The organism is Aggregatibacter kilianii (assembly GCF_003129965.1).
Classification (GTDB): Bacteria; Pseudomonadota; Gammaproteobacteria; order Enterobacterales; family Pasteurellaceae; genus Aggregatibacter; species Aggregatibacter kilianii_A.
In genome coordinates this window covers 158,047-172,943 of record NZ_NRCJ01000003.1, presented here as the reverse complement: position 1 = coordinate 172,943, position 14,897 = coordinate 158,047, and the positions used below count along the sequence as shown (strand labels likewise).

Genomic DNA, 14,897 nt, shown 5'->3' with positions numbered 1-14,897 from the left:
GTTATTTTTTAATGAAGCCCTGTTGCTGCAAATACGCCAGCACTTTCGGGCGAATCGGTTTATCCAAACTCTTGATCACATTGCGCGACCAATCCATGTCAATGTTGCTGCGTTGGCGATAATATTCCGCGACGGTGGCGTTATATTCGTCAAGTTTGCCGGTATCCAACGGCTGATAGGCGTTTTCAAAGAACAGGGTTTCTTTCGGCAAACGCGGTTTGGTCGGCGGATCTTGATCCGGATAACCCAAACACATGCCCACAATAGGCAGGCAATGTTCCGGCAGATTTAACAACTTACCTACGGCTTCCATTTCATTACGCAAGGAACCGATATACACGCCGCCCAGCCCCAAACTTTCCGCCGCTAACAATACGTTTTGCGCCATAATGCCGGTATCCACCGCGCCGATTAACAGCACTTCCGCATAATCCAACTGCGCCGTCGGGCAAATTTGTTTGTGCTTATGAAAATCCACGCAGAACACCCAAAATTCCGGCGCGGATTTCACATATTCCTGATTGGAGCTATACACCATCATTTGTTCGCGAATTGCCGGATCGGTAATACGCACGATGGAAACGCATTGCAAATGATTGGACGTAGAAGCAAAGCGCGCCGCATTCACAAGCTGTTTGATCACTTGGTCGGACACCGGCTCATGAGTAAAACGGCGAATGGAACGGTGGGATAAAATGCAATCTAAGGTTTCAGAAGTGCGTTTTTTCTCAGACATAAAAATTCCTTGTATAACAAACATCAAATTTGTTGCTATCTTACACCAATTACAACAACGCCGAAAAACACTTTATTCTTTTTTCGCGAATCCTTAAAATCAGCACGACTTCACTCAAAAAAAGGAAATATTATGTTCGTAACAATTTATGGTCGTCTAAGCTGCCCTTATTGCGTGCGCGCCAAAACTTTGGCGGAAAAACTGAAAAATACCGTAGAAAATTTTGATTATCGTTACATCGATATTATCGAGCAAGGCATGAGCAAAGAAGACATTGCGAAAATTATCGGCAAGCCCGTGCAAACCGTGCCGCAGGTGTTGATTGATGATAAACCTATCGGCGGTTGCACCGATTTTGAAGCCCTCATGCGCGATCAGTTCGGCGATATTGATTAATTCTTCTGATAGAAAAAAGTGCGGTTAAAAAAACACTTAAATTTTTAACCGCACTTTTATTTTCATCAAGTCGTTAATTCGGCACTGTCACATCAGAAATCAGACGTAAATCCGGGTTCACATAAACCACGCGAAAATCATCGCCCTGTTTCACCACTTCAATCATCTTAAGCTTGCGTTGGCATTCCCGAACCGGCTTGCGATAAGCATAGGTGCGCATTCTGTCGTTGAGCTTAATTTGCAGCTCGAAGCCATGCCCGCTATCCAATAATTTACACATATAACCGCCCGGCACTTGATGCGCGCCGAATTGTTCCACAGTGAAAACGTATCTGCCGTTCGGCATTTTATTGCGATTCACCGCCACGATGTTTTCCACCGGGGACGTGAAGTTTCGTTTTTTACTGCCGCAGCCCACGCCGTTCATGTCCACATCCAGCACCGCATACCCATTGGAACACTTGTTGGCATGGGCGTTTAAGGTGTTGAGTTGCAAATCCAAGTCCTCACCGTTATGCCACGCTAAAGATGCGCGGAAATCGCCATTCGGATTGCCGCCCGACGCCTTCACTTTCTCGGCAATGCTGTTGTCGATTTTCTTTGGCTGTTGAACGACTTTCTTCTCTTCTTTCGGTTTTTCCGGCTTCACCTCCTTTTTCGGCTTAGCTTTTTCTTTCACCGGCTTCGGCTCTTCCTTTTTTGGTTCAGGTTTTGGCTCTTCTTTTGGAGGTTCCGGTTTTGGTTCCTCTTTCACCGGCTCCGGTTCAGGTTTAGGCTCTTCCTTAACAGGTTCCGGTTTCGACGCCTCTTTCGGTGGTTCAGGCTTCGGTTCCGGTTTGGCAATTTCAATTTTCACCAGTTCCGTCGGTTCAGGTTTAACAGGTTCCGTACGGAAGAATAGCCACCACGCCAATCCACCTAACAATAACAACAATAACGGCAACAACCAAAGCCACCAACGGGCTTTTGGCGCAACCGGAACAGGTGGCGGCACAGGAACCGGTTTCTTCCCTAAGCCCCACCCTGTGATCACAGGCTGTTTGTTCACCACATAAATCTGGATCGTGTCATGTTGTGCCGCGTCAACCAGTTTCTCTAACAAAGCGGCTTGCTCGGTGGAAATCGCGCCTTTTTGCGTCAGTTCCTGACGTAATTTATCAATGGATTCCAAACGCTGAACAATTAGTGCTTCCGCCTGTTTACGGGTTTGTTGATCAGCTTCGGAATTACCCAATAAGTAAGGTTGTCCCTGTAAATCGGAATACCATTCCACCACATCGCCGTTTACTTCCGGACGCGCCAACATAGTCGCCGTGCTCGGCGGCAAATGACGATTTAAAAGACCGACAATTTCATCATAATGCCCGAACAGTTCAACAGCTTGTGTATTTTGTTGATCTAATGTGACCCGCGCCAAACGCTGCATAATGACTCCTAAAAAACGTTTTAAATTTCGACCGCACTTTTTTGTTTCGTAACGTGCGCTTATTTACACTCTTCTTTTTCCACCATCGGCTTAATGGCTTGGTTAATCATGTTCGTAACCTGCGCGCGGCTATTGGCGGTAAACACTTTGCCTTTAGTCGCCGTCGCCAGGCAGTTAGCCGCTTTTGCACCGCCAATGTCCACCACATTGATTTTCAGTTTCGGTTTTTGTTTGGCGAGTTGGCGTCCCAAACCACAAACATCGAGTTTAGCGCCATTACAGTTATCTTCACCATCACTTAGCACTAAAATGAAAGCTTCCCGCTTAACGCCATCCACCATTGCCGCCGCTTGTTGTAAACCGCTATAAAGCGCAGTTCCGGTGCCTTGATCACTTTCCTTAGGCATTAACGAGCGAATTTGGGCTTTCAACGCTTTTCGTTTACCTGGACCAAACATACCGTGATTACGGGCGCCGGGACACATTTTCAAACTGACTAGCCCAATATCAATATTCGGATCGATTTTATCGATGATCGACGCAGCAGATTTCTTCGCTGTGTTGATCCGATTAGGTTCTCGACGCATATAGGCAAGTTCTTCATCAGATACGCCGATCATCTCCCAACGTCGCTCAAATGCTTCTATTGCTGCCTTAGTTTCACTTAATGACCACAACATTGAACCGGAATCATCAAAAACTATCACCATTTGCGGACGCTGTGCCGGGGTAATGGTTTTGGTGCAATATTTTGGTTTTTCCACCTTCTTAGGCGGTTCTTCCACTTTCGCCGCTTCATCGACTTTTGGTGGTTCCTCCACAGGCGGCTCTTCCACTTTTGGCGGTTCTTCTACCTTAGGTTCTTCCGGCTCCGGAATAAATTCCAGTTTCTGCGGTTCCGGTTTCGGCTCTTCTTTTGGTGGTTCAGGCTTCGGTTCCAGTTTGGCAATTTCAATTTTCACCGGTTCCGTTGGTTCTTCTTTAACGGGCTCAGGACGGAAAAATAGCCACCACGCCAATCCGCCTAACAGTAACAACAATAACGGCAACAACCAAAGCCACCAACGGGATTTTTGCGGCACAGCCACCACAGGCGGTGCTACAGGAATCGGCTTTTTGCCTAAACCCCAGCAGGTAATCACGGGCTGTTTATTGACGATATAAATTTGAATGGAATCATGCTGCGCGGCATCCACCACTTTTTCCAATAACGAGGCTTGTTCTGTTGTAATAGCCCCCTTTTGGAGCAACTCCGTACGTAGCTTATCCACCGCTGCCAAACGTTGTGCAATCAAAGCTTCCGCCTGTTTGCGGGCTTGTTGATCGCGCTCTGAGTTGCCTAATAAATACGGCTGACCTTGCAGTTCGGAATACCATTCCACGATGTTGCCGTTGACTTCCGGACGCGCCAACATAGTCGCCGTGCTCGGCGGCAAATGACGGAGCAACATCGTCGTGATCTCGTCGTAATGGCTGAACAGCTCCACAGCGGCGCTATTTTGTTGATCCAGATTGACTCTTGCTAAGCGTTGCATAATTTCTCCAACTTCAAAAATGCGGCGAAAAACCACCGCACTTTATTCGCAAATTTCTTGTTCTACCGATTTCATTGATTTTCTAATGGCGTTGGTGAGTTTCGCTTGAGACGTCATATCGCCACTAATAATCTGCCCCCCCGTTTCTTTGGCAAGACAGTCAGTGTAATCTACAATTGAATTAATGCTCACGATATTCACTTTTAATTTTGGTCTTGCCTGTTTTTCTTGCTTAATTAGCTGACAAATATTTCGATGCGTACAATCATCATTACCTTCCGTAATTAATACAATCAGTGCCTCACGTTCTTTACCGTCCACTAAGGTTAACGCCTTTTGTAATCCCTCATAAATTGGTGTTCCAGTAGCATAATGCTGACGTACATGCATATTTTTCAACTTTGCTTTTAACCGCCCTCGCTGACCACCGGAAAAAATACCATGATTCGTTGCAAAGGACGTTGCCGTTGAGGTGGATAAACAGCTTTTTAATTCAACAAGTCCAATATCCACGGCAGCAGGAATACGATCAATTAACTGGGCGACGGATTTTTTCGATGCCGTCGAACGATTTGGTTGACGGAACATATACTTAATTTCCTCATCAGTAACACCTTGCATCCCCCATCGATCATTAAAAGCGATTACTGTTCTGGCGCTTTCTAATAAGGTATATTGCATTCCTGACGCATTATTAAAAATAATCGCCATTTGTGGAACATCTGTTGGCTTTTTAACGACACGACAGTTTTTCTGCGGTTTCTTTTTCACTTCTGCAACGGGTTCCAGCTTAGGCTCCTCTTTTACCGGTTCAGGCTCCGGTTTTGGTTCTTCTTTTACCGGCTCCGGTTCGGGGAGCGGTTCTTCTTTCACAGGCTCAGGCTCCGGAATAAATTCCAGTTTCTGCGGTTCCGGTTTCGGCTCTTCTTTCGGCGGTTCCGGCTTCGGTTCCGGTTTGGCAATTTCGATTTTCACGGGCTCCGTCGGTTCTTCTTTAACGGGCTCAGGGCGGAAAAATAGCCACCACGCCAATCCGCCTAACAGTAACAGCAATAACGGCAACAACCAAAGCCACCAACGGGATTTTTGCGGCACAGCCACCACAGGCGGTGGTACAGGAATCGGCTTTTTGCCCAAACCCCAGCCGGTAATCACGGGCTGTTTATTGACGATATAAATTTGGATGGAATCATGCTGCGCCGCATCCACTACCTTTTCCAATAACGAGGCTTGTTCTGTTGTAATAGCCCCCTTTTGGAGCAACTCCGTACGCAGTTTATCCACCGCAGCCAAACGTTGTGCAATCAAGACTTCCGCCTGTTTGCGGGCTTGTTGATCGCGCTCTGAGTTGCCTAACAAATACGGCTGCCCTTGCAATTCGGAATACCATTCCACGATGTTGCCTTTGACTTCAGGGCGCGCCAGCATGGACGCCGTACTCGGCGGCAAATGACGGAGCAACATCGTCGTGATCTCGTCGTAATGGCTGAACAGCTGCACAGCGGCGCTGTTTTGTTTATCTAAATTGATTCTCGCTAGGCGTTGCATAACTTCTCCAACTTCAAAAACGCGGCGAAAAACCACCGCATTTTATTCGCAAATTTCTTGTTGTACCGGTTTCATTGCCTGTTTGATGGCATCGGTTAATTTTTCTTGGCTGGTCATATCGTGGTCAAAAATCTGTCCGCCCGTGGATTTTGCCAGACAATCCGTGGCGTTCCACGGAGAATTAATGCTCACGATATTCACTTTTAATTTGGGGCGTTCTTTGGCGACATTTTCCATTAAGGCGCAAGCTTTGCGCTCGGTACAATCACCGTTGCCTTCAGTGATTAACACAATTAGGGCTTCCCGATCTTTGCCGTCGAGAAGGGTTAAGGCTTTTTCCAATCCCTCATAAATCGGCGTGCCGGGCACACGGTGTTCGCGTACAGTCATGTTTTTCACCTTATCTTTCAACTGATTGCGTTGTGCACTTTGGAAAATGCCGTGATTAATGACGGCGGACACCTCGGGCGACTTACTCTCGCAGCTTTGTAATTCAATCAAACCAATATCAATGGCGTTAGGAATATCATTAATCAAGTGATTAACCGCTTCTTTCGCAGCCACGGAGCGATTCGGCTGGCGATCCATGTAATCAATTTCCTGTTGCGGAAGACGTTGCTCCAACAATTTATCATCAAAGGCTTTAATCGCTTCCTTGCTTTCCAATAAGGTATATTTCATGCCTGTGGCATTATTAAAAATAATCGCCAGTTGTGGAATGTCCGTATGATTTTCGACTTTACGGCAATGTTTCGCCGCTTCCTGTTTAGGCGCCACGACAGGTTCGATCGGCATGGTTTGGGGGCGGAAATAGAACCACCAGAGTAAAAATCCGGCAAGCAAAAGCAATAAAAAAAGTAGAAGCCATAACCATGGGCGGGAGGTTTTAGATTTGGCGATAATCGGCGCCGCTTCAGGCGTTGTCTCTTGCTTCAAGCCGAAACCGGTAATCACCGGCTGATTGTTGACCAGATGAATTTGTATTTCATGCTGTTGAACAAGATCGACGAGTTTTTTCAGTTGTTCGGCTAATTCAGGTGCGATGGCATTTCTTTGCAACAGATCCTGACGCAAGGCATCAATGTGCTGTAAGCGTGAATCAATGAGGTTTTTCGCCTGTTCCCGCGCTGTTAAATGCACGACAGAATCGCTTTCCAATAAATAAGGCTGACCTTGCAGATCGGAATACCATTCCACCACGTCGCCATTGACTTCGGGGCGCGCCAACATGGTTGCCGTGCTCGGTGGCAAATGGCGGGTCAACACCGCAACGATATCATCGTAGTGACGAAATAATTCAACGGCTTCTTGGTGATATTGATCTAAACCGACTCGCGCCAGATGCTGCATACTATGCCTTAAAACAAAAAACACCGCCAAAAGCAACCGCACTTTTGGGACGAAAAGCGGAATAAAAGGGCTACAAACATCGTAGCCCTCGATTTCTTATTGTAAACCTAATGCTTTTTGCAGATTAGATAACTTACGTTGTAATTGCTCCAGCTCCGCTTGTTTTTCCATTTCGGAACCGCCGCTGTTATTCACCGCCTTCATTTGTTTTTCCACTTCGGCGATTTCAGCCTGCAAGTCTTGTCTGCCTTTGGCTTTTTGTTTCAATTCGGTAGTCAGTTTATCCACCGATTGATTCAACTTGGCTTGCTGTGCTTTTTTCTGCGCAATAGATTGGTTAACGGATTTTTGCTGCGCTTTGATGTCCGCATAAATTTTGTTGAATTTGGCGTTTTCTTTCTTCGCGTCTAACACCAATTTTTCTTTTTGTTCAATGCGTTTATCGTAACTGCCGGAAAATTGGCAAGTGGCTTTGCTGAAAATGTTTAATTCAACACTTGGATCGCATTCTTCCGGCGTGTTGGTGCATGCGGAAAGCATGATTGCGGCACTGAAAAGTGCGGTGGTTTTTAGCAACGTTTTCATACTCACTCCTTAACCCACGTTCAAGGCATTACGTTGTTGTGACACAAGCGCAACCTGTTTTTCCAACGCGGCGATTTGTTTTTGGTATTGGGCGATTTGCGAATCAAGTTTTGCCACGTTCATACCGCTGCCGCGCTCTTGTTGCGCCACTCTTTTCCAATCTTGCTCGCTTTCTTTCATTTTCTTCAATTTATCTTTTAAGTAAGCGATATTGCTGTCAATTTCTTTCAACTGACGTTTAGCTTCGTCTTTTTGAATGCTGTTATTTTTTAATTGCGAGTTCAAATTCGCCAAGGTTCTCTGGTTTTGACTCAACACGGTTTTTGCCGAATTCGCCAAGGTTCTTGCTTCTTGAGTATTTTTGTTTAAATCTTTCAAATAGGCGTTTAAACGCTCTTCTTTGTTGGCATAGCTGGTACGTTGTTGTTCTAAATAATAGTTACCGCCCATCAAAATACCGCAACCGGCAACCGCCGCCACCGCAGAACAAAGCGCCGCATTATCGGTACCGCTTAGCAAGCACGCCCCCACACCGGCAGCCGCACCCGCCGCACAAGCAGTTAAACCGGACTTACTAAAAAACTCCGCCTGATGGCCGGAGGTTAAACGGCTATCTACGTCAGAATCGGAACCGAATCCCGGCATGCTTTCACAACCGGTGAGCGCCAATGTCGCAGACAAGGTGAAAACACCCAATAAAGACTTCTTAGATTGAAGATTAAACATATTTTGTTTTCCTTTTTATGATAAAAAATCGTTTTGCAATGAGGACGTTATTTTACGTCACGGCAACTTTTTAACCAACCCTCGCGGTCAACTTTTCCGTCTTTGTTATATTGCGATAATTGCTCCCAATAAGATTGAATAAACTGCGCCGCATTATTTTTTTCTCGGTTTTGCAAGCGTTGTTTGGTGGCTTCCACTTGCTTTTCAATCATGCCCGCGTTGTATAAGGTGGCGTTATCCACCAAGGTGTCGGCATAATATTTCAACGTAAACTTGAGAGCATTTTCCGCTTTCAGTTTTTTCTCGTTCAGATTGTTAATTTGCTCATCGGAACACAAACCCTCTTTCGGTGCGCCGTCACAGGTTTGTTTGATATTTTCCGCCAGATTCAACGCGTTTTGGTAAGTATTGTCCAAATCCACAATATTGGTGCACAGGAAACCACCCAAACGCAAAGACGCCTGAATGGCGGAATCACGCTGTTCGTCGCGGGCTTGGTTGGCTTGACGCAAGGTGTCGTTAAGTTTTTTCAGTTCTTTTTCCAACTGTTCTTTTTCGATAGTTTGGTTTTGTACGTCTTTTGCCAACTGCTCTAACTGACCAACCACATTGGAGCCGGCGCCGTGTTTGTCGTCTTTGTTATCATCCCGTCCGAGCTTCGCCCATTCTTCTTTCAGCTCTTTGATTCGCTGTGCCGACGTGAGTACCGGCGCGACCAACGCTACGCGAAAACCGATGTCTTTGGCTTTATCCGCATTGCCGTTGTTATACAACGGACGTTCAATACGATAAGCGTTGTTCAGGCTTTCCGCCGAATTTAAATAACTGCCGCCGCGCACGGTGACGCCGCCACTTTGCCCGTGGTAATGATCCAAGCGATTGAGTTTGAAGGCATCAAACATCATTTCTGCGGCATTGCCTAAAGTATCGAATAAACCTAACGGATTACCTTCCAACTGACCGGTTAACTGAATTTTGCCGTTGGCGTTTTTATTGCTCCAAACGTACTTTTCTGCGCCGTCTTTCATCGGGAACAAGGGTTCACGGAATTCAGAGGAAGACACCGCCGCCCCACCACGCGCCGCATATTCCCACTCGGCGTTGGTCGGTAGCCGCACGAAGCCTTTCGCGCCGTCTTCCGTCGGCAATTTATCCGCCGCATGTTTTAACAACCATTCGTTGTATTTACGGGTAAATTCCACTGCGTCAAACCAGCTCACATCGGTAATCGGCAAACGCCCTTTCATGTTTGCCGACGGGCATTGCTCGTTCATCACCGACTGATATTGCAACTGCGACACTTCATATTTCGCCAGCAGGAAATAACGCCCTTGGGCTTTATCGCCGAAGCTCCCTGCGATGGAATTCGGGGTAGAATATTCGGCAATTTGATCGGCGGAATTGTCGCTACCCAACACCACGCTTTTTTCCTGTAACGGCGACTGGGTTTCCGTTTTGATCACGCGAAACACCATATTGCCCTCACAAGGCATCGGTAACACCACATCGCCTTCTAAGGGTTTCGGATTATAAAATTTTTCTTCCCAAGGCGCTGCGTGAGCGGCCTGCGCTATAAACTGCGCCAAAAGTGCGGTGGAAAAAAACGTTATTTTTGCGTTACGCCATTGTTTCGTTGTGTTAGACATCCCGTAAACTCTCCGCCGGTTGAATGCGTACCGCCTGTCTTGCGCCGATACCCGCCACCACAGCGGCAAGGAATAAGGCGATAACAAAAGCGATAAGTAAATGAATAAAATGCAGACTGCTGATGAAAATATCGCTAGACAAATTCTGACCTAAGACAAAATTGAAAACCTGACTGCCCGATAGGAACAGCAAATATGACAAAACAAATGCCATACTGCTTAAACAAAGGGCTTGCATGATCAAATATAAAATCACCGCGCCGGTTTGAAAGCCGAATAATCGCAACAGGGCTATTTCTTTGCGTTTGCGATCGATGTTCGCCAAAAATGCACCGATGAGGGATAGCACGCAACCCAACACTGCCGTGGTGGCAATCACCATGAAAATCACGTTCAGCACGCCGTCAATGGCTTTGACATTTTCGATGGCTTTGGCTTCCGTGGCAGTTTCAATATTTTTTTGGCGTAATTTTAACGCCAGCGGCGCCACATCATCTAAACCGTCGGCGTAAATGCGCGCGCGGGCAAAATGCTCCCGTTGTTGTTCGCGAGCAGGATCCTGTCGGTTAGCAAAAATTGCCGTTTGATAACCGTCACGAAAATCTTCCATCGCCAGAAGCGTATCCAGTTGCACAAATGCCCCCGAACGCGGGAAACGGGTTTCCGGCACAATGCCTTCAACCACCAGTTCTGCGATGGCTTTTTCCACTTGATTATGTTGCGAACGGGTTACCACCAGATTGATTTTATCACCCTTGTTTACCTGTAATTTTTCTGCCGTTAAAGCGCTGAGCAAAACGCCGTTCGGTTGGCTTAATGCAGTTTCCGTCAGCGGGTCATTAGGCGCAGTGGGAATGACCTCCACATCCTGCACGAATTTCTTCGCGCTGTTTTGATTAGCGGATAAATCCGCAATGGTATTGAGCGAGCGGGTCAAGGGCACTACAAAACGGGTTTCCGGTTGCTGTTGTAGCCAATCAAACCAGTTTTTATCCAAGTTCAAATTGCCGATAATTTTGATTTCCAGATTACGCGGATCATTAATCAGCTGATGACGCAATTGAGACACCACGCCGAATTTCAAGCTGAACAGCAATAGTAACGGGGCAATCACTGCAATGAGTGAAGCGATAATGCAAAAAGACACTTTGCGATCGTAATACAAATCGCGCAAAGCAAGTTTGCCGAGCAACGCATAGGAGAGTTTAACTTGCTGCATGCGTGGCATCCTTCGGTAAAAATACCGATTGGGCGGGAGTAGAAAGATCCGCATATAAACTGGGTAAGTTGTTGTTTTCCACTAAATCCCAATCGTGGGTCACTAACAGTGCGGTGATTTTTTGTTCTTCCACCAGTTTAATCATCAAGGAAAGCAAAATTTGCGCGTTATTCGGATCGAGTGCTGCAGTGGGCTCATCCGCCAACAATAAACTGGGTTTATGAATCACGGAGCGAATAAAAGACACCCGCTGCCGTTCCCCAATGGAAAGCTGGCGTGGGTATTTTGAAAGCAATGAAGTAATGTTGAGGGATTCCGTTAAATAGACAAACCAGTCCTTATCCAACGGTTTATTTAGCATCTCACAAGGTAATGTAATGTTTTGTTGCACCGAAAGGAACGGCAACAGCCCGCCGGTTTGCAGCATAAAACCGAGTTTAGCCGCGCGTAGCCGAGAAAGTGCGGTCTGATTTTTCTGCAAAATGAAAGGTTGCAAATCTTCTACTTGCTCCGCATCGCCCAGCTGATAGGTTTTAAGGCTATCAGGCTGTAAAATCAGCCCGATCATTTCCAGCAAGGTACTTTTTCCGCAACCGCTGGCGCCCTGAATGGCAAGAATTTCACCGTCCTGCAAGGCAAGTTTCGGCAGCAATACATTAAACTGCTGACCGCCCTGCCCTCGGCGAACCGCCATTTCTTCAATTAATAACACCGCACTTTCTCCGTGACTTAACTGAAATTACGGTAACGCTTCAAGGGGCACAGGATACACATAATCGCGCGGGTCACTGCCTTCCGATAAAGAAATCCAGCGGGATTGGTCTTCGTTAAATACGCGGTAATGGCGTAATTTACTGTTCAAATCACGAATGAATTTTTCCTGCTCCAGCGCGCTCATGCCTTTCCAGACCTGTTCGTCCAAACCGGTGACCTGACTTTTATACGGAATACCGTCCAAATATTCGCCAAGCAAGCCTAATTCACCCAGTTTGGTGGCATTTTCCTGTTTCAACTTATTTGGATCCTGCCCCATGGCGGCGGCAACGGAACGCAATTGTGCGAACATGGAATCCGGCGAAATTAAACCTTCATTCGCCGCATCGGCAATTTTTTTCACCACATCACTCAAATCGCTCAACTGCGCTTTGGTCATTAACACGCGCGCTTCTGCGGTCGGCACGGTCGGTTTCACGAAATCTTTATCGCTAATCCAAGCTTTAAAGACCGGCGGTGCTTTGGTACCGTTTTTATCGCCCAAATACGCTAACTGCATGGCTTTGCCAAGCAATTCGGCATCTTTTTCCATTTCCGTTTTGGCTTTTTCCTGTTTCGGCTCATCAATTACCGTACCGGCGGCATTTTCGCCCTGATACGCTAATTTCACCTGCGCGGTCAACGCTTTTGCCAAAGCATTGGCTTTCTCGCCGAATTCATTTACATCGCCCGCATTCACCGCGTAATACAACGGTTTATTCAGATAATTGTTGAAAGACAAATCCGTGTATTGATTTTTCGCCTGTTCGTGATTTTTCGCCCCAGACGGCGTTTTTAAATGTAACGTATAAATCGCCACACCGCGATGTTGTGCTTCCAGACGTAACTGTTTGGCATCCATTCCGGTGGAAGACAGCGGGTTATTACCGTCCAATGCGCCTGCGTCGGTCACCAACACAATGTAACGACCACCAAAATTATTCCAATTGATTTCATTTAACGCTTGAGAAATACCGGCAAAAGAATCTTCGCTGAATTCTTTACTGGAGACTTTCGCCTGTTTCAACTCGGCGGCTTTTTGCAGGAAATCCTGCGTATCTTTTACCGTGCTCGGATCAACGAACATTTTGGAGACATATTCCAACCCCGGAACCGCTTTGGTACTGGAACGGAAGCCCACCAAACCGAATTTCACCTGCTTACCCAGCTTCTCTTTTTCGATTTGCTCGGACACCTGCTTGATAACATCGCGGGTGCGGTTAATGTAAGGATCCATGGAAATACTGGCATCCACCACAAACACTACCGCCGCGCTAAAACCGGTTAACACCTGCGGCTCGTTTTTGGTGTTTTTAGGATCAGCGGCTTTGGTCGTCTTCGGATCCGCTTGTGCCTTTTCGTCCTGTTTTGCCGTCGGATCATTTTTCGTCACCGACGCCACTTCCAAAATACGCTCATAAAAACCTTGCGCATTCATCACTTCTTCCCCTTGTAAAATCGGTAGAAGATAGAAATTTTTTTGGAAATCGACGAATTCTTTCGGCTCTTGCGCCACGATTTGCGCAGGGGTTTTATTATTGGCTAAGTCGGCGCGAATCGGTTCAAGGATTTTCTTAGCATCATCGGCATTGACCACATTTTCAATGTCCGCCTTGGATTTAAAGAACAATAACGGTTCGCGATCTACCGGATTGGTAAACGCCAGCGTCATTTGCATATTCCAAGCAACGGTGCAATCGCCGTCCAGCCAGCCCACGGTTTTGCCAAAGCTGTCGGGGCCGACTTTCAGCCATTCTTTGCCATTCACATTTTGCCGTTGATAGACATAAAATCGGGAAAATGCCGGTTGTTTTTTGCCTGCCGTCGCCCCCGCACTTTCGGTTAGTTGACAGGTAGGTGTGCTTAACACCCGTTGATATAAGGTTTTCTTGCCTTCTTGTTTAAGAGGTTCATCCGCCAAGACGGTATTTGCCATAAATCCTGCCAATAAGGCGATGGCACTGACTTTAAAAGACTTCATCATTTTTTCAATTCCGCTAAACGTTGTTTGGCTTCCGCTAAATTCGGATTGGCTTCCAAAGCGGTTTCATACCAATAAATTGCTGTGCCTTTGTCGGCTTTAAAGCAACTGCTGTTGGCATTTTCCTCATATTCTTTTGCATAAGCTAACGCAATTTCCGCATTGCCGCCTTGTGCCTGATTGGCGTATAAACGTTGTGCAATGGCACATTTGTTTTCCGCTTTCGCCTGATTAATCAACGCCAAAATTCGTTGGCTGTCAGGCTTGGTTTTTAGACAACTTTGAATGAAAGCTAATTCATCATTTTTATTTTGACTTAAACTGCACTCGTCTGCAGGTTGCGGTTTTTCTTCCGCTTTGTCTTTATTCAGGAAGAAATACGCGGCAGCCCCCGCAATCGCCAATAGAAGCACTAACAAAATAATTAAGCCAAGCTTGCTTTTCTTTTTCGGCTCCGGTTGCGACGGCACGATAATTTCCGGTTCTTCCACTACGGCTTCCGGCTCGATCACGATTTCTTCTTCAAGCGGCACTTCAATTTCTTCAATGGGTTCAATGATCGGTTCCGGCTCAGGATCAGGAATTTCCGTCAAGATCTGATTATCCACCGAACGTACATCATCGCCGCGCTCCGTGTTACCGCTGGCGGAGGACGCCAAAACGTCATTAGACAATTTCAGCACGCCCATGTCTTTGGTCTCGGCGTCACGCACCATCATGCGATATTGCATCGTCGTGCTTTGTTGCACCAAGGCATCAATCAGCCAAGGACCCAACACTCCGCTTAACACGCCATCCTGCAGGCTCAGCTGTTCGTTTACTTTTAACCAAACGGGTTCAATATTCCAATTTTGCCCTTCGGCAAAATAATAAGAATCCTGACTGCGTTGTACGCTGATTTCAATATTTTCCGCGCCCCCTTTCCAGTTGGTTGCGCTAAACTCCGCATAACCGGGACGCACGGCTTTTAATTCTATTCTTAACATAATTTATCCT

At 46.6% G+C, this 14,897-nt stretch carries 13 protein-coding genes; 1 reads left to right on the top strand and 12 read right to left on the bottom strand.

Annotated elements, in window-relative coordinates; genetic code table 11:
• Position 1 precedes the first annotated feature (1 nt).
• Positions 2-736, bottom strand: a complete 735-nt coding sequence (nfsA, locus tag DK430_RS03335; protein WP_109077698.1) for an oxygen-insensitive NADPH nitroreductase — start codon at positions 734-736, stop codon at positions 2-4.
• Between the two features lie 132 nt (positions 737-868).
• Here nfsA and DK430_RS03330 point away from each other — a divergent pair, with 132 nt between their 5' ends.
• Positions 869-1,132, top strand: coding sequence for a GrxA family glutaredoxin (locus DK430_RS03330; protein WP_109077697.1), 264 nt, complete (start codon positions 869-871; stop codon positions 1,130-1,132).
• Positions 1,133-1,205: 73 nt separating this feature from the next.
• On the opposite strand, the gene DK430_RS13255 is transcribed toward DK430_RS03330, so the two are convergent.
• The 11 genes from DK430_RS13255 to DK430_RS03275 form a co-directional block, all read right to left on the bottom strand.
• Entirely contained in the window at positions 1,206-2,558 is a 1,353-nt protein-coding gene (locus tag DK430_RS13255; protein WP_204352505.1) for a hypothetical protein, read from the bottom strand.
• 59 nt (positions 2,559-2,617) lie between these two features.
• Positions 2,618-4,093: a VWA domain-containing protein gene (locus DK430_RS03320; protein ID WP_109077696.1), complete on the bottom strand. Its 1,476-nt coding sequence runs from the start codon at positions 4,091-4,093 to the stop codon at positions 2,618-2,620.
• Between the two features lie 42 nt (positions 4,094-4,135).
• Complete coding sequence (locus tag DK430_RS03315; RefSeq protein WP_109077695.1) at positions 4,136-5,641, bottom strand: vWA domain-containing protein; 1,506 nt, start codon at positions 5,639-5,641, stop codon at positions 4,136-4,138.
• A 42-nt stretch (positions 5,642-5,683) separates the two neighbouring features.
• A complete protein-coding gene (locus DK430_RS03310; protein ID WP_109077694.1) occupies positions 5,684-6,991 on the bottom strand; it encodes a vWA domain-containing protein in 1,308 nt (435 codons plus the stop codon).
• 96 nt (positions 6,992-7,087) lie between these two features.
• A complete protein-coding gene (locus tag DK430_RS03305; RefSeq protein WP_109077693.1) occupies positions 7,088-7,576 on the bottom strand; it encodes a hypothetical protein in 489 nt (162 codons plus the stop codon).
• Positions 7,577-7,585: 9 nt separating this feature from the next.
• Positions 7,586-8,302, bottom strand: a complete 717-nt coding sequence (locus DK430_RS03300; RefSeq protein ID WP_109077692.1) for a hypothetical protein — start codon at positions 8,300-8,302, stop codon at positions 7,586-7,588.
• A 47-nt stretch (positions 8,303-8,349) separates the two neighbouring features.
• Positions 8,350-9,948: an SUMF1/EgtB/PvdO family nonheme iron enzyme gene (locus tag DK430_RS03295; protein ID WP_109077691.1), complete on the bottom strand. Its 1,599-nt coding sequence runs from the start codon at positions 9,946-9,948 to the stop codon at positions 8,350-8,352.
• Entirely contained in the window at positions 9,941-11,167 is a 1,227-nt protein-coding gene (locus DK430_RS03290; protein ID WP_109077690.1) for an ABC transporter permease, read from the bottom strand. The genes DK430_RS03295 and DK430_RS03290 overlap by 8 nt, the downstream gene beginning before the upstream one ends.
• Positions 11,154-11,879, bottom strand: coding sequence for an ABC transporter ATP-binding protein (locus DK430_RS03285; protein WP_109077689.1), 726 nt, complete (start codon positions 11,877-11,879; stop codon positions 11,154-11,156). Before DK430_RS03285 ends, DK430_RS03290 begins: the two co-directional genes overlap by 14 nt.
• 27 nt (positions 11,880-11,906) lie before the next feature.
• On the bottom strand, positions 11,907-13,856 hold the full coding sequence (locus tag DK430_RS03280) for a VWA domain-containing protein (RefSeq protein ID WP_162616802.1): 1,950 nt from the start codon (positions 13,854-13,856) through the stop codon (positions 11,907-11,909).
• A gap of 44 nt (positions 13,857-13,900) precedes the next feature.
• Entirely contained in the window at positions 13,901-14,887 is a 987-nt protein-coding gene (locus DK430_RS03275) for a hypothetical protein (RefSeq protein WP_109077687.1), read from the bottom strand.
• Positions 14,888-14,897 lie beyond the last annotated feature (10 nt).